The sequence below is a fragment of the Pseudoflavonifractor phocaeensis genome (assembly GCF_021531815.1).
In the GTDB taxonomy this organism is placed as follows: Bacteria; Bacillota; Clostridia; order Oscillospirales; family Oscillospiraceae; genus Lawsonibacter; species Lawsonibacter phocaeensis_A.
In genome coordinates this window covers 87,334-107,252 of the sequence record NZ_JADYUM010000010.1, presented here as the reverse complement: position 1 = coordinate 107,252, position 19,919 = coordinate 87,334, and the positions used below count along the sequence as shown (strand labels likewise).

Below are 19,919 nucleotides of genomic sequence, written 5' to 3'. Positions count from 1 at the left end.
CCCCAGCACCCCCCGGATCACCCCGCCGTCTCCGAAGCGGAGGACGCCCATCTGGCTTCCGCAGGTGACGGATCGGAACAGGCGGCATCCCGCCGGGGCGGTCTGGCCGGGCCACAGCCGCACCCGCTCCAGCAAAACGGCCCCCTCCTCCGCCAGAGCGTGTTCCCCCAGCACTGTGCCGGGGCGCAGCTCCGCCCCTTTGCGGACGGAGGCTCCCCGGCACAGGATGGCCCCGTCCAGGCGCGTCCCGGGCCCCACACAGGCCTCCTCCAGCAAAACGGACCGGCGGAGAACGCTTTTCTCCTCCGCCTTGGCTCCCCGGTCCAACACGGCGCAGGGCCCCAGTTCTGCCCCCGGTCCCACAGACACCCCCGGTCCCAGCCAGCAGGGAGGCGTCAGGACAGCGTCTTCCGGCACCGGCCCGGCGGACCAGATCCCCTCTCCCCGCCGGGGCAGGCCCAGGTCCAGCTCCACCTTGCCGGCCAGGGCGTCCCCCACACAGCTCAGGTAGGCCCCGCAGTCCCCCATGTCGCACCAGTAGCCCTCCAGAGGGCAGCCGTAGAGGGGCGCGCCTTCCTTTAACAATGTGGGAAACAGGTCCTTCCCGAAGTCGAAGGATTTCCCTTCCGGGACCCGGTCCATGGCGGCGGGGGAGAGGAGGTAGATCCCCGTGTTCACCTGGTTGGTGACCACCTGGCCCCATGCGGGCTTTTCCACAAAGCGCTCCACCTTTCCCGCCGGCCCGGTGACCACCAGGCCGTACTCCAGGGGGGTGCTGTGGGCGTACAGGGCCAGGGTGGCTGCCGCGCCCCGCTCCCGGTGGAAGGAGGCCAGCCGGCCCAGGTCCAGGTCACAGACACAGTCCCCGCTGATGACCAAAAAATCCTCACGGCCCAGATGGGACATGCAGTTTTTCACGCTGCCCGCCGTGCCCAGGGGTTCCTCCTCCACAAAATAGGTAAGCCGGACCCCAAAGCGCTCCCCGTCCCCAAAATAGTCCGTCACCGCCTGGGGCTTGTAGCACAGGGTGACGCAGATGTCGGTGATCCCGTGCCGCTTCAGCAGGGAGAGGATGTGCTCCATCACCGGCCTGCCGAACAGGGGCGTCATGGGCTTGGGCATGCCCAGGGACAGGGGGCGCAGGCGGGTGCCCTCTCCGCCGGCCATGATGACAGCTTTCATGTGTGCGACCGTCCTCCCATCGTTGTGGCTTATGACGGTTAGTATGGCTGTTTCCCGGCCTTTCATCCCGTTCGAAACAGCCCTTTTCAGCAGCGGTCAACCATGGTATACTATTTTAAAAATCGCAGGGGAGGCGGAGCGGATGGAGCTCAAACCGGGCCGTTACCGGCACTTCAAGGGGAAAGAATACCAGCTGCTGGGGGTGGCTACCCACTCGGAGACAGGGGAGCCCATGGCGGTGTACCGCGCCCTGTACGGGGAGGGCGGCCTGTGGGTCCGGCCCGCGGCCATGTGGAGCGAAACCGTCACGCGGGAGGGCTATTCCGGCCCCCGGTTCGTTTTGATGGAGGAAACAACATGAACATCCAAATTTTCGGCAAAAGCAAGTGCTTCGACACCAAAAAGGCAGAGCGGTGGTTCAAGGAGCGGCGGATCAAATTCCAGGCCGTGGACCTGAAAAAATTCGGCATGAGCCGGGGAGAGCTGGCCAGCGTGAAAAACGCGGTGGGCCTGGAGGCCATGATCGACCCCGGCCACCCCGACGCCGCCCTGCTGTCCTACCTGGCCTCCGACCAGGCCAAGCTGGACCACCTCTTTGAAGACCCCTCCCTGCTGCGCACCCCCATCGTCCGCAACGGCAAGCAGGCCACCGTGGGGTACCGCCCCGAGGTCTGGGAGAGCTGGCAATAGGGGAGTCCCATTCCGGACACAAAAAGTTTACAACTGCCCAAGGGCAAAAGAATTGACCACCCGGTCTGTTTGTGGTATCACTCCTAAACAGGCCGGGTGGTCTATTTTTATAAGGGAGGCTTTTATGAAGCGGGAAGAAAAAAACGCCCTGTCCCGGCAGCGCATTCTGGACGCCGCCATGGAGGAGTTTTCCGCCAAGGGGTACGATGGGGCGTCCTTAAATACGGTCTGCGGAGAAAAGGGCATCTCCAAAGGCATCATTTACCACTATTTTAAAGACAAGGATGAGCTGTACCTGCTGTGCGTGGAGGCCTGCTTCGACGCCTTCACCGCCTATTTAAAGGATGCGGCCGCCAGCCTGTCCGGCCCGGCCCGGGAGCGGCTGCGGGCCTATTTTGACGCCCGTCTGCGCTTCTTCGCCGACCATCCCCGGTATCTCGGCATCTTCGCGGACGCGGCCCTCGATCCCCCCGCCGGCCTGTGGGACCAGATCGCGGACCGCCGCCGGGCTTTTGACGAACTGAACATCTCCGTCCTCACCGGCCTGCTGGACAGCGCTCCGCTGCGGGCGGGCCTCTCTGTGGAGGCCGTGGTGGAGGACTTCCGGCTGTATCTGGACTATTTCAACATCCACTACCGGGCCGCTTTCCGGGGCAAGGCCTCCCCGCAAGAGGCCCTGTTGAAACACGAAGAAAGGTGTCACCGTCAGATCGATATTCTGCTCTACGGTGTAATGGGTGAACCACATGAAACGTGATCCTTCTGAATCCAAAGAGTCCCTGCTCGCCTCCGCCGCCCCCTCCAAGGCCATCGTCAAGCTGGCCATTCCCGCCACCCTGGCCCTGCTGGCCAAGGCGGTGTACAACATCGTGGACACCGCCTATATCGCATGCTTGACAACGACATCGCCCTGACGGCGGTGGGAGTCACCGTCCCCCTGCTGCTCATTATGGTGTCCATCGAAAACATCTTTGCCGCCGGCGCCGCCGTTCTGGCCGGCCGCCAGCTGGGCGCCCAGGACAGGGAGGGCGCCAGCCGCACCGTCACCACCATCATCGGCCTGTCCATCGGGCTGGGTATTTTGCTGTGCGTGGGCGGCATCGTCTTTATTGATCCCCTGATGCGGGCCTTCGGCGCCTCGGAGGCCTCCCTGCCTCTGGCCAAGGACTATGCCTTCTGGATGTTCGTGGCCGCCCTGGCCAACCTGCCCGCCCAGAGCATGAACTGCGCGGCCCGGGCGGAATCCTCGGTGAAGATCTCCTCCATCGCCGTCATCACCGGCGCTGTGATGAACATCATCCTGGACCCTGTCTTTATGTTTGACTGGGGGCTGAATATGGGGGTGGAGGGCGCCTCCCTGGCCACCACCGTCTCCCAGTTCATCACCTTCTTTATCCTGATCTGGTTCTACGCCAGTGGCCGCTCCATCATCAGGATCAAGGTCCAGGCCTTCCGGCCCAGCTGGGCGCTGATCAAGACGGTGACGCTGATCGGTATTCCCACGGCGGTCATTCAGATCTGCCTGTCTGTGGCTTCCTCCCTCACCAATATCGCCGCCTCCTCTCTGCCCCAGTCCGACGAGATCATCGCCGCTTACGGCGTGGTCCAGCGGCTGGTCCTCATCGGCTGCTATGTGGTCATGGGCTTCATGCAGGGCTACCAGCCCGTGGCCTCCTACGCCTTCGGTGCCAAGGAGGAGGACCGGTTCCACCAGTCGGTGCGTTTTGCCCTGAAGGGCGCCCTGCTGCTCACCGTCCTGGTGGCCGCCGCCTATATTCTCCTGTCCAAGCCCCTGATCCTGCTGTTCAACCGCAATCCCGTCATTGTGGACTTCGGCCGGCAGCTGCTGGCCTCCCAGGTGGCCCTGTATCCCGCCTTCGGCCTGTGCTATATGATGACCATCACCTTCCAGACCATCGGCTCCTCCCGGATGGGGCTGTTCCTCTCCCTGCTCCGCCAGGGTCTGTTCTATGTGCCCTTCATTCTGACCCTGCCCAAGGCCCTGGGGGTTACTGGCATCTACTTCTCCCAGCCCGCCGCCGACGTACTCACCATCCTGGTCTGCCTTTGCCTGATCCGGCCCATGAAGCGCATGGCCTCAAAGAACATGGGGGAACAGGTCCTATGACGAAAGATCCCCGCGCCGCCCTCTGCCTCCTGGTTCTGCTGTGCCTGGGAACTTTGGCCGGATGCGGTGCGCAGACCGGAGCCGCCGCTTCCTCCCCTGACCCAGATGGGCTTTCCGCCTCCTCCCAGCCCCCGGCGGAGAGTTCCCAGCCAGAGCCGGAATTGCCCGGCCCCGGGGAGATCCTGCCCGTCTCCGGCCCGGAGGCCATCCAGGAGGAGCTGACCCAAGCCATCCGCCAGCTGCGCCAGCCCCGGACCATGGACATCTCAGCCGCCGGTCTGAAACAGCCGGAGCTGGATGTCAAAAACCTCTACTATCAGGTCACGGCCCAGGCCCCCGGACTGAAATACGCCTACGACCTGACCGTCCAGGTCCGTGAAAGCCGACTGTCCTGCACCCTGCACTACATGCCCTATAAGGCCGGCATCTTCCCAGAGGGCTTTGACGGGGCAGAGGTATCCTCTCTCAAGGAACTGATCGACACCGCGAAGGCCCACATGGGGCCGGACCCGGTGCCCGTCCGCATCACAGACACAGCCCTGGACCCCGATGCCATGAACCGGGCCCTGCAGCAGGTGGGCGGCGGTTACCTCTACTGCGCCCTGAGTCCGGACGGCTCCGAGCTGCGGTACAGCGCCCCCATGGGCATGACGACGGAGGACTGTCTGGAGGCTTTGAACCAGGTCGGGGAACTGGCTGACCAGGTGATCGCCCAGGTGGTCACGCCGGACATGACCCAGCGGGAGCAGGCCCAGGCCCTCTACTCCTATGTGACAACCAATGTGACATACGACCAGAGGTATGTCTCCGGCAAGGACGGTATGCCCTATGAATCCCAAACCGCCCTAGGCGCCCTGCGGGACAAGACCGCCATCTGCGGCGGGTACTCCAACGCGGTGAAGCTGCTGTTTGAGCGGGCGGGCATCCCCTGCTTCAATGTGACCGGAAGTTATTTCGGGGAAAATCACATGTGGAACATCGCCAAACTGGATGGGGAATGGCTGTGGTTCGACGCCACTGCCGACCGGGGCAGCACCGGAGAATTCGGTTTCCTCCGGTTCGCCTTGGCTGAGCTGGACCCCACCAAATACCGCTGGAACGAAAACGAGGTCAGTCCTCTTTTGGACTGACCTCGTTTTATCACTCTTCCAATTCCTCCGGCAGGGGCCTTCTCCGGTGCTCCACCGGCCCCCATTCGGGCAGGGGCAGCCGCTGCATGGCCCCGAAGGCCCGGGCCTTCAGGCCGGGGTAGCGGCCCTGGAGCTCGTAGACCAGCTCCTTGATCTCCTGACGCTTGGTGTTGCCGTCGGCGGGACAGGGGTTGAATACCACCGGGAAATTCAGCCGCTGGGCCGTGTGGCGGATCAGGTTCTCCCCGCAGTACAGCAGGGGCCGGATCTGGGTGATCCCCGTCCGGTCCAGGTAGGTAACTGGCTGGAAGCAGGACAGCCGCCCCTCAAAGATCAGGGACATAAAAAAGGTCTCGATGGCGTCGTCGTAGTGGTGGCCCAGGGCGATCTTGGTGATCCCCCGCTCCAGCATGGCATTGTGGAGGGCTCCCCGGCGCATTTTCGCGCACATGGAGCAGGGGTTCTTCTCACGGCGCAAATCGAAGATCACGTGGTGGATCTCGCTGTCCAGCAGGGTATAGGGCACGTCCAGCTCCCGGCAGAACCGGGCCACCTCCGTGAAGTCCATTCCCGGCCGGCCGTCGGCGTGGCCCATGTCCAGGGTGAAGGCCTCCACCGTATAGGGCACGGGGTAAAATTCCCGCAGCTTGGCCAGGGCCGCCAGCAGGGTCAGGGAGTCCTTGCCTCCCGACACTCCCACAGCGATCCGGTCGCCGGGCTGGATCATATCGTAGTCCTCCACGCACCGGCGGGTCAGAGATAAGATCTTGTTCATGGACTGCCTCCTGTTCCGTGTAAAATATCACACATATCGGGCAAAACCGGGAGAAAAGCGGGAAAACTCCGGACTTTTCTTTTGGTTTTTCCCTGTTCTCCCCATTTCTTCGAGAGAAAAAACAAAAATCGAAAGCGAGATTTCAAGAGATTTTAAGAGTATTTGAAAGAAAACGGGAGATTTCAACGTGGTAAATCAAAATTTTCTCAAAAATCCGTTGACACCCGGATACCTCCGTACTATAATACAAAACGCTCCGCTTGTACAGTGCCGGGGCGAACTATTTTTTCACAAACCAAGTGGTTGAGATAAGTTATCAGTAGAGGAAAATGGAGGTTTCACCTATGTCCACTTTCATGGCAAACAAGGGGAACATCGTGCGGAACTGGTATGTCCTGGACGCCGCCGGTAAGCCCATGGGTAAGACCGCTGCCCTCGCCGCCGACCTGCTGCGCGGCAAGCGGAAGCCCGAGTACACCCCCCACGCCGACTGCGGCGATTACGTCATCATCGTCAACGCCGAGAAGGCCGTTCTGACCGGCAAGAAGCTGGATCAGAAGTACTACCGCACCCACTCCGGTTGGGTGGGCGGTCTGAAGGAGACTAAGTACCGCACCCTGATGCAGACCAAGCCCGAGCTGGCCATGAAGCTGGCCATCCGCGGCATGATGCCCCGCAACATCATCACCAAGGACTCCCTGACTCGCCTGCACATCTACCGCGGCGGCGAGCACGAGCACGCTGCCCAGAAGCCCCAGGTCTGGGACGCCGAGTAAGAGGAGGATTTAGATCATGTATAAGAGCAAGAAGCCTTATTTCTATGGCACCGGCCGCCGGAAGTCCTCCGTGGCCCGCGTCCATCTGTTCCAGAACGGCACTGGCGCTATCACCATCAACGGCCGTGACATCGACGAGTATTTCGGCCTGGAGACCCTGAAGCTGCTGGTCCGCCAGCCCCTGGTCGCCACCGAGCAGCTGAGTAAGGTGGACATTGTCGCCACCGTCACCGGCGGCGGCGTCACCGGCCAGGCCGGCGCCATCCGCCACGGCATCGCCCGTGCCCTGCTGCTGGTCAACGAAGAGTACCGCCCCATCCTGAAGGCCGCCGGCCTGCTGACCCGCGACCCCAGAATGAAGGAGCGCAAGAAGTACGGTCTGAAGGCCGCCCGTCGCGCTCCCCAGTTCTCCAAGCGCTGAGTTTTCCTTTGCATTACCGAGAGTGCCGCCCATGTGGGCGGCACTCTTTTTGCTTCCGCTCATATGCCTTCAGGCCGTACTTCTCCCCGCCGATGAGCTTTTCCACGATGGCCACGCCCAGGGCGCAGAACTCGGCGCGGATGATGGCCTGGGTACAACTGGACTGGAACTGCTGGGGCACAACGCCCAGGTCAATGGCATTGCCCACAACGTTCTTGGCCCAGGAGGAGGGAGTCTCGCCGGTAAACTGGCGGGTCTTCTCACGGCCTGGGATGATGTAGTGGTGGCCGTCCTGGTAGTAATGGCGCTCGATGTCGCCGAACTCATCCTCGTACATGGCACGGGTGCAGCCGCTGTCAGCGACCTGAGTGGCTTCGGCGGGGATCTCAATTCCGGCGATGTTGGCATCGCCGTGGTCCCCATATAGGCCATGTCCTCCCAGAAATCATTGAGATAGAATCTACCGCCGCCGCGAAGTCCGTCACGGTCCTGGATAGGCAGATGGCAAGGCGAGAACCAAACGTGGGATCATTTCATTTCAGTAATGGTGCGGTCATCTAAAATGTAAACCAAGGACATCCTTGAGCCATTAGTCAGTACCCGCAAAATCGTCTTGACGGATATTTCAACATATAGAGTCCATTCAGCCGTTGGGGGCGCATATGTTGCGGAAGAGCGAAAAACGAAAGTTACAAAAAGATGTCGCCCCCGTTTTCTCTCTTTTTTGCTCAAATAAGCAGATGTGCTGCAGCAAGAAAATATCCAAAACAAACGAAAAATTGTGAATAAAGTGTGAAGGATTCGGTTGACAAAATTTACATTAACTGCTAAAGCATCTTCATGGTTTTAATTTATTAGTGTGATAAAAATTCTTTATGGAGCGACTCAGGAATACGGCGAAGGGAGAAATTTTATGAGTGAAAAGCCTGTAAAAGAAATTGATGTGGAATCTCTTGATGCTGAACTAGCTGCTGCCCGAGAAATTGAGAAGAACAAGAACACATTCTGGAGCAAACTCACCGCGCTGTTCGCGCTGGCCATGGCCATCTTCCACATAGTTACCGTTTTCTACCCCTTGGGCGTTATCCCCCAGCGCGGCATCCATACCGCATTTGCTTTTACGATCCTTTTCCTGAGTATGCCCATTTCCGATCATCTAGGCCAGAAGCTCAAGGCCAATGCCGGGTTCAAAAAGGTGGGCCGTGTCATCGATGTTGGCCGTGTCATCGCCTTCTGGGCCGCCATTTACATGTGCTGCTATGAGTACGACCACCTGGCCGACCACCTGGGCATCCCCACCATGACTGCCGCCGTGGCAGGCGCCATCCTGCTGGTGCTGGTTCTGGAGGGCACCCGCCGCTGTCTGGGCAGCATCATGCCCATTCTGGCCTCCCTCTTTGTCGTCTACGCCCTCGTAGGCCAGTATATCCCCGGCCGTCTGGGCCACCGCGGTTACAGCTTTGTCAAGATCTGCCAGTACCTGGCTGTTGACCTGGACGGTATCTTCGGTACCACCATTTCTGTTTCCGCAGGCACCATCTTCATGTTCGTCATGTTCGGCGCCTTCCTGGAGGCTTCCGGCTGCTCCCAGTTCATCAACGACCTGGCTCTGTCCCTCACCGGCAAGCTCCGCTGCGGCCCCGCTCTGGCGGCCGTTGTCGCTTCCGCTCTGATGGGTTGTATCAACGGTTCCGCCGTGGCCAACGTTGTCGGCACCGGTACCTTCACCATTCCTCTGATGAAGAGCCGCGGCTACTCCAGCGAGTTTGCCTCCGGCGTTGAGTCCGTCGCCTCCACCGGCGGCCAGATCCTGCCTCCCGTCATGGGTTCCGGCGCCTTCCTGATGGTTGTGTTTACGCTGGTTCCCTACTCTCAGATTGTTGTGGCCGCTCTGGTGCCCGCCATTCTCTACTTCCTCGGCGCCGGCATTGCCGTGTACGCCCAGGGTGAGATCGGCGACGTGCAGCTCCTGCCCGAAGATCAGATTCCCAAGACCGGCAAGGTTCTGCGCGAGGGCTGGTTCTATCTGGTTATCATCGCCGTGCTGGTCTACTGTCTGCTGATCGCCCAGTTCAGCCCCGCCCGTTCTGCTCTGTATGCCTGCGTTTCCGTGCCTGTCGTCATGATTCTCGACAAGAAGAAGCGCTTCCCCATCAGCAAGATCCCCGCGGCCCTGGTCAAGAGCGGTTACAGCGCTCTGTCCGTGGTCTCCGGCTGTGCCTGCGCCGGTATCGTGGTGGCCATGGTCTCCCGCACCGGTCTGGGTGTTGTCTTCGGTAATGCCATGATCAGCGCCGCACGCGGCAACCTGTTCCTGAGCCTCCTCTTCACGGCTATGGCCTGCATTATCCTCGGCATGGGCCTGCCTACCACCTCCGCTTACGTTATCGCAGCCGCCATTCTGGCCCCCGCCCTGGTCAAGCTGGGCCTGAGCCTGCTGACTGCCCACCTGTTCGTCTTCTACTTCGCCTGCCTGTCCGCCATTACGCCGCCTGTGGCACTCGCTGCCTACGCCGGCGCTCCCGTCGGTACCCACCTGACCGCTTCCGTCACCAAGGACTGCGTATGGCTGGCCCTGGACGACAGTGAGATCGATTGGCTGATCGAGAAGAACTCCGCCTACACCAAGAGCTTTATCCAGGCTGGCACCTACACCGGCCAGACTGAGCCCGTTCAGACCATCGGCGTTAAGGCCGGCGTAATCTGCAACGAGTCTCTGGACGAAGAGGCCGCTTACCAGATGGCCAAGTGCCTGTACGAGCAGGCTGCCGAGATGGTCAAGGGCTACGCCTTCTTCGCCGATATGGCCGATGTCAACTTCCTCGTTGACTACACTATTCCTGTCCACCCCGGCGCAGAGCGCTTCTACAAGGAAGTTGGTCTGATGTAATTTCGCGGGCGAAAACCTGCAAAGCTGCTTAGCTGAACAAAAACGTGGTGCCCGGGCCTGATTGCCCGGGCACCTCTTTTGTCTGTGCGGCTTGCGGACTCCAGCGCCCGGTGCTATACTCATGGCAGAGAACGATTCGCAGAAAGGGAGGCTCTTTATGTCCAAAAGTCTCGACCGCAAGCGCAAAAACGGTGACCCCAACAACATCAACCTCATCAAGGCCGCTCTTCTGGGCTTGGGCGCGGCAGTCTATTTTATGAAATTGAGCTGTTTGGCAAGAGCACAGTGCTGGCGGCCCTCGGCTACATCTTTATTATGTTCGCTTCCATGTACCTGGTCCGCTACCTGAATAACCGCAGAAAATGAACCATTTCCTACTAATGCAAAACTACAGCGCAGAGCCATGACTTCGCCCCTCAAGCGGCCCATTGTTCGGGCCGCTTTTAATCTTCATCCGGCAATTGTCTGCGCACCAGGCCCAGCGGAGCGGCCCCGGCGGGGAGAGGAGGCGCAAGGAAGCGGAGCTGGCGGACTTCGCGCCGGCGAAAGGCCGCCCTCCACGTTCCCCGGCTCCGCAAGCGCAACCTCTATCAAAGCCCATGAAAAGCCCCGGAAATCCAGGATTTCCGGGGTCTTTTCCATCCTTTGAGACGGGCCCCGCCTTGTTTTCGCCGGGGCTTCATGGGGGCAATCAAAGAGAAAACAATGCCGCTTTTGACCCTGCAGGGAACCTTCGCCTCAGCATTCCGGCTTGCGCAGCAGCTTCTCCACATCGGCGGCTTTCAGGACCTTGCCCATGGAGACCACCTGTTCATTGACCACAATGGCGGGCATGGACATGACGCCGTATTCCATGACCTTTTCCATGTCGGTAATATACTCCACCTCCACCGGAAGGTCCAGCGCTTTTACGGCGGCCTTTGCATTCTCATATTGCTCATGGCAGGATTTGCAGCCCGCCCCCAGAACCTTCACGCAGCAGATGCCATCTGTGGGCGCGCCGCAGCAGGATGCGGAGACCTCTCCATCCGCCTGCGTGCCCCCGCCGCCGCAGCAGCAGGCGGGCGCCTTCTTTTCTTCTTTCTTTTTCCCGAAATTGAACAGTGCCATCATGATACCTCCATTACAGAATCAAATTTTGAATGGCGTTGAAGAAATAACCCACGGCAATGATCCCTGCCGTGCAGATCGCCGCGAAGATGCCCAGCAGCTTCGGCTTTACCGCCTTGCGGAGCATGATCATGGAGGGCAGAGACAGCGTTGTCACACCCATCATGAAGGACAGCACTACACCCAGCCGCGCCCCCTTGGCCAACAGCGCCTCCGCGATGGGGATGGTGCCGAAGATGTCGGCGTACATGGGCACTCCTGCAAGTGCGGCGATGATCACGCCGAAGGGATTTCCGGTCCCAAGGACTTTCACGATCCACGCTTCGGGGATCCAGTTGTGGATCAAGGCGCCGATGCCCACCCCAACGAGCACATAGGGCGCCACCTTTTTGGCTGTGGACACCACCTGCGTCCAGGCGTAACCCATCCGGTCCCGGAAGCCCAATTCCTCCTGAGGCAGCTCCACGGCGTGGCCGCGGCGGATAAACTCCTCCACCTGGTCCTCCAGATGCAGCGTCTCGATCAGGGTGCCGCCCGCCACAGCGATCACCAGCCCCAGCACCACATAGACCACCGCTACCTTCCACCCAAAAATGCTCATCAGCAGCACCAGACTGCCCAGGTCCACCATGGGGGAGGAGATCAGAAAGGAGAAGGTCACGCCCAGGGGCAGGCCCGCGCCGGTGAATCCGATAAACAGCGGGATGGAGGAGCAGGAACAGAAGGGCGTCACCGTCCCCAGGAGGGCCGCCGCGCAGTTGGCCCCCAGCCCCCGGAAGCGGCCCAGGATCTTTTTCGTCCGCTCCGGCGGGAAATAGCTCTGGATGTAGGAAATGATCCAGATCAGAACCCCCAGCAGGACCATGATTTTGATCACATCATAGAAAAAGAAACGGATGCTGCCGCCGATCCGGCTTGCCGCATCCAGGCCGGCCGCCTCCACTATCCCGCCGATCCACCGGTCCAGCCATTTCATGCCCAGGACTTCATTTTGAAAAAAACTCCATCCCGCTTCCCATGCCCGTATCATTGTTTTCCCGCCTCCTGATAAAATCAAAAAAAATTGATTTGACTTGTCCGGAAAAAGCCATCGCCGCACCGGGATGGCTTCTCCTTTATTTGCAGCAGATTTTCCCACCGTCCTTTTCCTCCGTGACCGCCGTAATTTCTTTCAGCAGACGGATAGCCTGTTGGCTACCCTGTTGGCTGATCTGATAGTGGGTCCACTTTCCCTCCTCCCGGCTGGCGACAATGCCGGAATCGCAGAGGATCTTCATATGGTAGGAGAGGGAGGACTGGGGCATCTCCATTTCCTCGATCAGCACACAGGCGCATTTTTCCCCGCCGTGCAGCAGCTCCAGGATCCGCTGCCGCCGCGGGTCACAGAGGGCCTTGAACACCTTGGCCCGTTCCTCATATACGCTTGCCATACGCCGCCACCTCAAATCAACTTTTTTTGATTTATAATGCCCCTCAAATTCAAAAATGTCAATATGAATTTTGGGGAGCCAAACGGGTCTGAATTGCCGCCTTCCTGTCAATTCCAAGGCGGATCCCCCCTTTTCTTTTCTCTTGTTTCATGGTATACTAAAGTGTATTGTTGTGGGCTTCTGTCCCAACAACTTTGATTATTACAACTGAGAGGAGTTCCCCCATGAACGCCAACTACGACGTCGTCATCCTGGGCTGCGGCGAGGCCGGCATCTTTGCCGCCTATGAGCTGGCCCGTCTCCAACCCGGCCTGAAGGTGCTGGCCCTGGACCAGGGCCAGGACATCTATCACCGCAGCTGTCCCATTGTGGCCGGCAAGGTGAAGGAGTGCATCCACTGTCCTGTCTGCCATACCATGTGCGGCTTCGGCGGCGCCGGGGCCTTCTCCGACGGCAAGTTCAACTTCACCACCCAGTTCGGCGGCTGGCTCACCGACTTCATGGACCCCGGCAAGGTGATGGAACTCATTGACTATGTGGACTCCATCAATGTGGCCCACGGGGCTACCACCCAGTGCTTCTCCACCTCCACCCCCGAGGCCAAAGCTCTGGAGCGCCGCGCCCTGGCCTATGACCTGCACCTGCTTCAGGCCCGGTGCAAACACCTGGGCACTGAGAACAACCTGCGCATCCTCACCAACATTTACGAGGGGCTGAAGGACAAACTGGAGTTCCGGTTCAACACCGAGGTGACCACCATCGCCCAGGCCGACGGCGGCTACCGCCTCACCCTGGCCAAGGGCGGCGAGGTGTCCTGCCGCTATCTCATCGCCGCACCCGGCCGCTCCGGCGCGGAGTGGTTCTCCAACCAGTGCAAGGACCTGGGGCTGGAGCTGCTGAACAACCAGGTGGACATTGGCGTCCGGGTGGAGCTGCCCGCCACCGTCTTCGAGCACATTACCGACGTGGTCTACGAGTCCAAGTTCGTCTACCGCACCAAGCAGTACGGCGACCAGGTGCGCACCTTCTGCATGAACCCCTACGGCCACGTGGTGGCGGAGAACGTGGAGGGCATCAACACCGTCAATGGCCACTCCTACGCCGACCCCGCCCTGCGCAGCGAGAACACCAACTTCGCCCTGCTGGTGTCCAACCGCTTCACCAAGCCCTTCAACGAGCCCTACCGCTACGGCAAGCACGTGGCCTCTCTGAGCAACATGCTGGCCGGCGGCGTGCTGGTCCAGCGCTTCGGCGACCTGGTGGGCGGCCGGCGCACCAACGAGCACCGGATGGGCAAGTCCTTCGTCCGTCCCACCCTGACCGCCGCCGTCCCCGGAGACCTGTCCCTGGCCCTGCCCAAGCGGCAGCTGGACAACATCATCGAGATGATCTACCAGCTGGACAAGATCGCCCCGGGCACCGCCAACTACGACACCCTGCTCTACGGCGCGGAGGTGAAGTTCTACTCCGCCCGGCTCCAGCTCTCCGAGGAGCTGGAGACCGCCCTGCCCAACTTCTTTGCCGCCGGCGACGGCGCCGGCGTTACCCGCGGGCTGGCCCAGGCCGGTGCCTCCGGCGTTCAGGCTGCCAGAGCCATCTGCAAGCGGCTGTAACGGCGCAGCGCCCGCGGCCCCGGAACACCCATGCGCTCCACCGCCCTGTCTGTCCTTCAGGCGGGGCGGTTTCCCTTCATTTTGCGGGCGGTTCCTTCATTCCTGCCGCCCGCTTCCCGCTCTTAACTTTTATTTTTTGACACTCCCTTTTACAACTCCGTGGATGTGCCCAATCCCGTTATGCGGCGGCACTTTCCCCCGTTTCCCAAGGGTTGTCCACATTTTCCACAGGGTTTTCCACACATAGTTATGTCAACTCAAATACAACTCTCTCTCATTTTTAGTTACCATAACGCCTGTCAAGGGTAAATATTCGCCAAAAAGAAAGCAGGACACATTTTGCAGGAACTGATTCCAAATCCGTCGAAATTTGTTTCCTGAGTAAACCGGGAGGTCTTTACCGTTGGAACGTGACACCATCGCCGCCATCTCCACCGCCCCTGTTCCCAGCGCCATCGGGATCCTCCGCCTGTCCGGACCCCGGGCGGCGGAAATTGCGCAGAAATGCTTCAAACCCTTGGGGCACAAGGGTTTGACCGATTATCCGGTCCGTTATCTGGTCTACGGCGACCTGCTGGACAGCGGCGGTCAGCCCATTGACCGGGTACTGTGTACCTACAGCCGGGGGCCAGCCAGCTACACCGGGGAGGACACAGCGGAGTTTCAGTGCCACGGCTCCCCCATGGTCCTGTCTCTGGGGCTGGAGGCCCTCTTTGCTCAAGGCGCCCGCCAGGCCGGACCGGGAGAATTCACCCGCCGCGCCTTTTTAAACGGCAAGCTGGATCTGGCCCAGGCCGAGGCGGTGGGCGACCTGCTGGAAGCCCGGAGCCGGGAGGGGGCCCGGCACGCCGCGGGGCAGCTCACCGGAGCCCTGTCCCGGAAGATTGGGGACATCTACTCCGCACTGGTGGACGTGATGGCCCATTTCCACGCGGTGCTGGACTACCCCGACGAGGACATCGACCCCTTCCGCATGGAGGAGCTGTCCGAACTATTGGAGCAGCAGGCCGGGGAGCTGCGCCGTCTGCTGGCCTCCTGCCGTCGGGGCAAACAGTTGACCCAGGGGGTCCCCTGCGCCATTGTGGGACGGCCCAACGCGGGCAAGTCCTCTCTCCTCAACGCCCTGGCAGGCTATGAGCGGGCCATCGTCACCGACGTCCCCGGCACCACCCGGGACACGGTGGAGGTCAATGTAGAACTGGGCGGCTTGCCCGTCCGCCTCATCGACACCGCCGGACTGCGGGACTCCGACGACCCGGTGGAACAGCTGGGGGTGGCCCGGAGCCGGGCGGCCATGGAGTCCTCCATGCTGCTGATGGTGGTGTGTGACGGCTCCGTCCCCTTCACCCGGGAGGACGCCGCCCTGCTGGAGCAGGCCATGGCGCTGGCCCCCACCATTCTTGTCTGGTCCAAGTCCGACCTGCCCTCCGCCCCCGCTCCCTTTTTAAACCTGCCCGAAGAGTTCCCCGCCGTGTCCCTGAGCGCCCAGGAAGGGACCGGGCTGGAGGCGCTGGAGGAGGCGGTGGCCGCCCTGTTTCCCCGGGACCAGGAGGCGCCCTACGGCCAGCTGCTGACCAACCAGCGCCAGGAGGAGGCCGCCCGCCGGGCCCTGGAGGCGGTGGTCCGGGCCCGTGAGGCCCTGGAGGCGGGAGTCACCCCCGACGCCCTCCTCACCGACGCGGAGGAGGCCCTGGCCGCCCTGGGGGAGCTCACCGGCCAGTCCGTCCGGGAGGACGTCACCGACCGCATCTTCTCCAAATTCTGCGTGGGGAAATGACGACGTTGTGGATTCTTTTCTTGCAAGAACAGAATTAAAAGAACTTAATACAGTGTGCCCTGTCAGTCATGTGAAAAGTGCCGGCCAAACAGGCCGGCACTTCAACTTGTCAATAAACCCTGATTCTTCAAGGGTTCGGAGGGAAGGATAGTTTGAAAGGGAACCGTCAGGGTTCCCTTTCTTTTCAATCAGTACAAATTTGGAAACATTTTTTAATGTTTTCAAATTTGCTCAGGCTGTCGAAAAAGCTTTTTCGACAGCCTGAAGTGCCGGCCAAGCAGGCCGGCACTTGGTTTTTACGCTTAAGCCCTGACCGCATACTGCCGCCAGGAGCGGAGCAACCCTTACCACAGCTCCTCCACCGTGGTCCCGGTATAGTACCAGGTCAAAATATCCCGAAAACTTTTGCCCTCCTTTGCCATGGCGTTGGCCCCGTACTGACTCATGCCCACTCCGTGGCCGTAGCCGGTGACGTCAAATGTAAAGTTGGTCCCGTCCCAGGTGACGGTAAAGGCGGCGGACCGGAGGAAAAAGAGGGTCCGGACCTGCCCTCCGGTGAGGGTGACGCCCCCCAGGAGGAGGGAAGACACGGTGCCTCCCTCATTGCGGAAGGCCTCCCCGAACCAGGTCCCCGGGTCTCCGGACAGGTCAGCTCCGGGGTAGGCGGCCAGAGTCAGGCCCTTCACCTCCTGGGCGGACAGCACCACCTGGCTGTGGTAGTTGGGCACCTCCTCCCCCTCGGGGCTGTCCACGCTGGTAAGGTAGTCCACTCTGCGGCCCCACACCTCCACCGCGTCCACCGTCTTCCCCGGAGTGGAGGAGAAAAACAGCGCCTGGATGGGTTCGCCCTGGTAGAGGATGCCCAACCCGTCGGTCTCGGCCACCGCCCGGTCAATTTTCTCTCCATACTCCACGGCGTTCAGTCCCCACCGGGCCTCTGCCGCCGTCCGCTCCACATAGGCCTGGCAGCAGGTGCTGTCCTCGCAGATGTCCGCCCCCGGATGCTTTTCCGAGCCGGACTCCTGCTTGAGCACGGTGTAGGTGCGGGCGGCGCAGGCCTGGGCCTTCAAGGCCTCCTCCTCAAAGGAGGCGGGCATCTCCGCCGCCACCACCCCCCACAGGTAGTCTGCCATTGTCAGTTCCTCAATGGTCCCGTCGGTCTTTTGCAGCCGCACCGCCCGTCCCCTGTCCCGTGGGGAGGTCAAACGCTCCGCCTGGCCGGGGGAGGATTGACCTCCCCCGGTATCCGCGGTAGGCAGTCCCTCCGCCTGCTGGTAGATGGGTTCCCCCGACAGGATGGACACTGGCAGGAGAAACAGCAGCGCCACCATGGCCAGCGCCGCGGCCGCCACCTGCCGTCCGCCCAGCACGCCGAAAAAGCCCACCCGTGTCTTGCTCAGTTTCATGTGCCCGTCCCCCTTGTCCAGATACCACCAGCTTATGGCCGGCGGGCGGGGGATATGCCTCACAGCTTCAGGGCGGCGATGGCCTCCTTCAGCTGCCGGGCGGAGGCGTCCAGGGCCAGGCGCTCCCCCTGGCTCATGGGGACCTCCAGGATCTCCTCCAGCCCGTTGCGGCCCACGATGGCGGGCAGACTCAGGGCCAGCCCCTCCTGGCCGTACTGGCCCTCCAGCACCACAGAGATGGGGAGGACCGCGTGTTCATCCCGGACAATGGCCTCGGCAATGCGGCCCACCGCCATGGCGATGCCGTAGTAGGTGGCTCCCTTGCGCTGGATGATCTCATAGGCGCTGTCCCGGACGCTCCGGTACAGCCGCTCCATGTCTTCGGTGCGGAGACCGTCCCCCCGGAGGCAGCAGAAGTGCTCCAGGTCCACGCCGGACACATTGGCCCCGCTCCAGACCGCCAGCTCGCTGTCCCCGTGCTCCCCCACGATGAAGGCGTGGACGTTCCGGCTGTCCACCCGCAGTTCCTCTCCCAGCAGCTGCTTGAGCCGCCCGGTGTCCAGGACGGTGCCCGAACCGATGACCCGCTGGCGGGGATAGCCCGACAGACGCCAGGCCGCGTAGGTCAGCACGTCCACCGGGTTGGACACCACCAGCAGAATGCCCCCGAAGTCCCGGGCGGTGATCTCCCCGATGATAGAGCGGAGGATGGCAATGTTTTTTCCCATCAGGTCCAGCCGTGTCTCCCCCGGCTTCTGGTTGGCTCCGGCGGTGATGACCACCAGGGCGCAGTCGGCAATGTCGTCATAGTTGCCGGCAGTGATCTCCACCGGCGAGGCATAGGGCAGGCCGTCGCTCAAGTCCATGGCCTCCCCCTCCGCCTTCTCCCGGTTCACATCCAGCAGCACCAGCTTGGAGAACAGCCCCTGCTGCAAAAAGCGGAAGGCGATGGAGGCCCCCACAAAGCCGCAGCCCACAATGGCCGCTTTTCTGGGATTGACGCGCATAGTTGTGCTCCTTTCCGGTCCGGCCCTGCCAGCCGGACGCTTTCGCCTTAATTTGCCTCCCTTCCGGCGGATTATACACCAAAAAAGGACGGACCGCCTCAGGGCGGTCCGTCCTTTTTTGTAATTTTGGCTCAGCGGTACTTCACGGCGGTGCCGTAGGCGATGACCTCGGCAGCCCCCTGCATCACGGCGGAGGAGCCGTAGCGGATGTTCACCACCGCATCGGCCCCCAGGCCCTCGGCCTCGTCCACCATGCGCTTGACGGCGATCTGGCGGGCCTCGTTGAGCATCTCGGTGTAGCCGGTGATCTCGCCGCCCACCAGAGTCTTCATGCCGGCCATAAAGTCCTTGCCGAAGTTCTTGGACTGGACCACCGTGCCCTTTACCACGCCCAGGGCCTCAAATTCCTTCCCGGGGATGTAATCAATATTTACCAGCAGCATCTAATTCTCCTCCTTCAATCTCTTGAAAACGCACTTTTAGTACCAGCACAGCGGGCAGGATCAGCACCAGACACAGTACCGCCAGCACGCCAAACAGGGCCACAAACCACCAGGGCATATCCGGAATGAAGCACAGGGCGCCGAAACAGGCGGCGCTGGCCAGCTGGAGCAGGGCAAACAGCAGCACGCCCCGGACCGCCGAACGCTTGCGCGCCCTTCTGCGTTCCTCAATACTTTCTGGCTTCATCTTCCTCCCCCTTTTCGATCTCTTTCCAGCGCTGGGCCAGGGCCAGGGCGATCCCCCCGGCGATCAGGAAGAAGATCCCGGCGCACACCACAATGATCACTGTCTCTCCCCAGGTCCCGCCGCCGCCGAAGTAGTCGGCCAGCATGCACAGGGCGGTCAGCACCAGGAATCCCCCTACAACCAGGGCGGACAGGGCGGCGCCCAGCCGCTTTTTACTCTTAGTAGTTTTTTGCATCGTCGATCTCTCCTTTCCCGATCTCCCGCACCCGCTGGACCAGGGCCAGCACCACCCCCAGAATGACCGCCGCGGGAATGGCCACCAGCACCACCATCAGCGGCAGGGGCGGCGCGCCCGCCGGGTTCCGGGCAAAGGCCCAGAGCATCAGGGCCATCACCGCCGCCATCAGGGCGGTCATCAGCACCGTCACCACCACCGGGGCTACATACCGGATGGGCTTTCGGTCCCCGACCTGCTTGTTCAGGAAGGTGGTGCCGGAGCGCTCCAGCTCCTCCATCTCCGCCAGCAGGGCAGCGGCGTCCAGGTCGGCCAGCCGCACTTCCCGGTCTTTCAGTCCCCTGCACAGCTCCATGGACTGCTCCAGGTTCCGCCGCTCCCGCTCCAAAGTGACCAGGTGGCGGCGCATCCCGTCGGCCACGGTGCTGCTTCCCGCCTGCATCCGGCGGATCTCCTCCAGGGGCACACCCAGCTTCCGCAGCAGCTTGATCTGCCGCAGCACAGCCACCTCCTCCGGGCCGTAGTCCCGGTAGCCGTTCTCGCTGTTGCGCCGGGGCGACAGCAGGCCCTGTTCCTCATAGAAGCGGATATTCTTTTTTGTGATGCCCACCTGGGCCTCCACTTCGTTGATTTTCATGGGCTCATCCCCTTTTCTGGCC

The 19,919-nt window shown here is 61.4% G+C and carries 23 protein-coding genes; 11 read left to right on the top strand and 12 right to left on the bottom strand.

What is annotated here, in order from left to right:
• Positions 1 to 1,182, bottom strand: a 1,182-nt coding sequence (locus tag I6E42_RS08160) for a sugar phosphate nucleotidyltransferase (RefSeq protein WP_235371421.1), incomplete at its 3' end; no start/stop codon positions are given.
• A gap of 142 nt (positions 1,183 to 1,324) precedes the next feature.
• Here I6E42_RS08160 and I6E42_RS08155 point away from each other — a divergent pair.
• The 6 genes from I6E42_RS08155 to I6E42_RS08135 all read left to right on the top strand — a co-directional run bounded on the left by I6E42_RS08155 (position 1,325) and on the right by I6E42_RS08135 (position 5,130).
• Positions 1,325 to 1,543 carry a DUF1653 domain-containing protein gene (locus tag I6E42_RS08155; protein ID WP_235371420.1) on the top strand — a complete coding sequence of 73 codons (219 nt, stop codon included), beginning with the start codon at positions 1,325 to 1,327 and terminating at the stop codon, positions 1,541 to 1,543.
• The gene (locus I6E42_RS08150) at positions 1,540 to 1,872 is read left to right on the top strand and encodes an arsenate reductase family protein (protein WP_235371419.1); all 333 of its coding nucleotides are present in this window, start codon (positions 1,540 to 1,542) and stop codon (positions 1,870 to 1,872) included. Before I6E42_RS08155 ends, I6E42_RS08150 begins: the two co-directional genes overlap by 4 nt.
• Before the next feature lie 124 nt (positions 1,873 to 1,996).
• Positions 1,997 to 2,629 (top strand): TetR/AcrR family transcriptional regulator, encoded by a 633-nt coding sequence (locus tag I6E42_RS08145; RefSeq protein WP_235371418.1) that lies wholly within the window; start codon positions 1,997 to 1,999, stop codon positions 2,627 to 2,629.
• Positions 2,619 to 2,786: a hypothetical protein gene (locus tag I6E42_RS12910; RefSeq protein WP_412761297.1), complete on the top strand. Its 168-nt coding sequence runs from the start codon at positions 2,619 to 2,621 to the stop codon at positions 2,784 to 2,786. The genes I6E42_RS08145 and I6E42_RS12910 overlap by 11 nt, the downstream gene beginning before the upstream one ends.
• Positions 2,762 to 4,000, top strand: coding sequence for an MATE family efflux transporter (locus I6E42_RS08140; RefSeq protein ID WP_412761296.1), 1,239 nt, complete (start codon positions 2,762 to 2,764; stop codon positions 3,998 to 4,000). The genes I6E42_RS12910 and I6E42_RS08140 overlap by 25 nt, the downstream gene beginning before the upstream one ends.
• The gene (locus I6E42_RS08135) at positions 3,997 to 5,130 is read left to right on the top strand and encodes a transglutaminase domain-containing protein (protein WP_235371417.1); all 1,134 of its coding nucleotides are present in this window, start codon (positions 3,997 to 3,999) and stop codon (positions 5,128 to 5,130) included. Before I6E42_RS08140 ends, I6E42_RS08135 begins: the two co-directional genes overlap by 4 nt.
• Before the next feature lie 10 nt (positions 5,131 to 5,140).
• Here the strand turns inward: I6E42_RS08135 and I6E42_RS08130 are convergent, their stop codons facing one another.
• Entirely contained in the window at positions 5,141 to 5,905 is a 765-nt protein-coding gene (locus I6E42_RS08130; protein WP_235371416.1) for a tRNA 2-thiocytidine biosynthesis TtcA family protein, read from the bottom strand.
• A 344-nt stretch (positions 5,906 to 6,249) separates the two neighbouring features.
• Between I6E42_RS08130 and rplM the strand changes: the two genes are divergently transcribed.
• On the top strand, positions 6,250 to 6,681 hold the full coding sequence (gene rplM / locus I6E42_RS08125) for a 50S ribosomal protein L13 (RefSeq protein ID WP_235371415.1): 432 nt from the start codon (positions 6,250 to 6,252) through the stop codon (positions 6,679 to 6,681).
• A gap of 16 nt (positions 6,682 to 6,697) precedes the next feature.
• Positions 6,698 to 7,102 carry a 30S ribosomal protein S9 gene (rpsI, locus tag I6E42_RS08120; RefSeq protein WP_235371414.1) on the top strand — a complete coding sequence of 135 codons (405 nt, stop codon included), beginning with the start codon at positions 6,698 to 6,700 and terminating at the stop codon, positions 7,100 to 7,102.
• A 13-nt stretch (positions 7,103 to 7,115) separates the two neighbouring features.
• On the opposite strand, the gene I6E42_RS08115 is transcribed toward rpsI, so the two are convergent.
• Positions 7,116 to 7,439: a hypothetical protein gene (locus I6E42_RS08115; protein ID WP_235371413.1), complete on the bottom strand. Its 324-nt coding sequence runs from the start codon at positions 7,437 to 7,439 to the stop codon at positions 7,116 to 7,118.
• Positions 7,440 to 8,015: 576 nt separating this feature from the next.
• Between I6E42_RS08115 and I6E42_RS08110 the strand changes: the two genes are divergently transcribed.
• The gene (locus tag I6E42_RS08110; protein WP_235371412.1) at positions 8,016 to 9,992 is read left to right on the top strand and encodes a TRAP transporter fused permease subunit; all 1,977 of its coding nucleotides are present in this window, start codon (positions 8,016 to 8,018) and stop codon (positions 9,990 to 9,992) included.
• A gap of 738 nt (positions 9,993 to 10,730) precedes the next feature.
• Here the strand turns inward: I6E42_RS08110 and I6E42_RS08105 are convergent.
• The 3 genes from I6E42_RS08105 to I6E42_RS08095 form a co-directional block, all read right to left on the bottom strand.
• Positions 10,731 to 11,105, bottom strand: a complete 375-nt coding sequence (locus I6E42_RS08105) for a thioredoxin family protein (protein ID WP_459559321.1) — start codon at positions 11,103 to 11,105, stop codon at positions 10,731 to 10,733.
• A 10-nt stretch (positions 11,106 to 11,115) separates the two neighbouring features.
• Positions 11,116 to 12,078: a permease gene (locus I6E42_RS08100; protein ID WP_235371411.1), complete on the bottom strand. Its 963-nt coding sequence runs from the start codon at positions 12,076 to 12,078 to the stop codon at positions 11,116 to 11,118.
• A 139-nt stretch (positions 12,079 to 12,217) separates the two neighbouring features.
• Entirely contained in the window at positions 12,218 to 12,532 is a 315-nt protein-coding gene (locus I6E42_RS08095) for an ArsR/SmtB family transcription factor (protein ID WP_235371410.1), read from the bottom strand.
• Between the two features lie 224 nt (positions 12,533 to 12,756).
• Here I6E42_RS08095 and I6E42_RS08090 point away from each other — a divergent pair, with 224 nt between their 5' ends.
• Together I6E42_RS08090 and mnmE are read left to right on the top strand one after the other, a co-directional pair.
• Entirely contained in the window at positions 12,757 to 14,145 is a 1,389-nt protein-coding gene (locus I6E42_RS08090; RefSeq protein WP_235371409.1) for an NAD(P)/FAD-dependent oxidoreductase, read from the top strand.
• Between the two features lie 403 nt (positions 14,146 to 14,548).
• Positions 14,549 to 15,922: a tRNA uridine-5-carboxymethylaminomethyl(34) synthesis GTPase MnmE gene (gene mnmE / locus I6E42_RS08085; RefSeq protein WP_235371408.1), complete on the top strand. Its 1,374-nt coding sequence runs from the start codon at positions 14,549 to 14,551 to the stop codon at positions 15,920 to 15,922.
• A gap of 344 nt (positions 15,923 to 16,266) precedes the next feature.
• Here mnmE and spoIID read toward each other — a convergent pair whose 3' ends face one another.
• The 6 genes from spoIID to I6E42_RS08055 form a co-directional block, all read right to left on the bottom strand.
• Complete coding sequence (gene spoIID / locus I6E42_RS08080) at positions 16,267 to 17,328, bottom strand: stage II sporulation protein D (RefSeq protein WP_235371407.1); 1,062 nt, start codon at positions 17,326 to 17,328, stop codon at positions 16,267 to 16,269.
• A gap of 59 nt (positions 17,329 to 17,387) precedes the next feature.
• Positions 17,388 to 18,335, bottom strand: a complete 948-nt coding sequence (locus I6E42_RS08075) for an L-lactate dehydrogenase (RefSeq protein WP_235371406.1) — start codon at positions 18,333 to 18,335, stop codon at positions 17,388 to 17,390.
• 131 nt (positions 18,336 to 18,466) lie between these two features.
• Positions 18,467 to 18,778 carry a YbjQ family protein gene (locus tag I6E42_RS08070; RefSeq protein ID WP_235371405.1) on the bottom strand — a complete coding sequence of 104 codons (312 nt, stop codon included), beginning with the start codon at positions 18,776 to 18,778 and terminating at the stop codon, positions 18,467 to 18,469.
• Entirely contained in the window at positions 18,759 to 19,025 is a 267-nt protein-coding gene (locus tag I6E42_RS08065; protein ID WP_235371404.1) for a hypothetical protein, read from the bottom strand. The genes I6E42_RS08070 and I6E42_RS08065 overlap by 20 nt, the downstream gene beginning before the upstream one ends.
• Positions 19,006 to 19,260, bottom strand: a complete 255-nt coding sequence (locus I6E42_RS08060) for a hypothetical protein (RefSeq protein WP_235371403.1) — start codon at positions 19,258 to 19,260, stop codon at positions 19,006 to 19,008. The genes I6E42_RS08065 and I6E42_RS08060 overlap by 20 nt, the downstream gene beginning before the upstream one ends.
• On the bottom strand, positions 19,244 to 19,897 hold the full coding sequence (locus I6E42_RS08055; RefSeq protein WP_235371402.1) for a MerR family transcriptional regulator: 654 nt from the start codon (positions 19,895 to 19,897) through the stop codon (positions 19,244 to 19,246). Before I6E42_RS08055 ends, I6E42_RS08060 begins: the two co-directional genes overlap by 17 nt.
• Between the last annotated feature and the right edge of the window lie 22 nt (positions 19,898 to 19,919).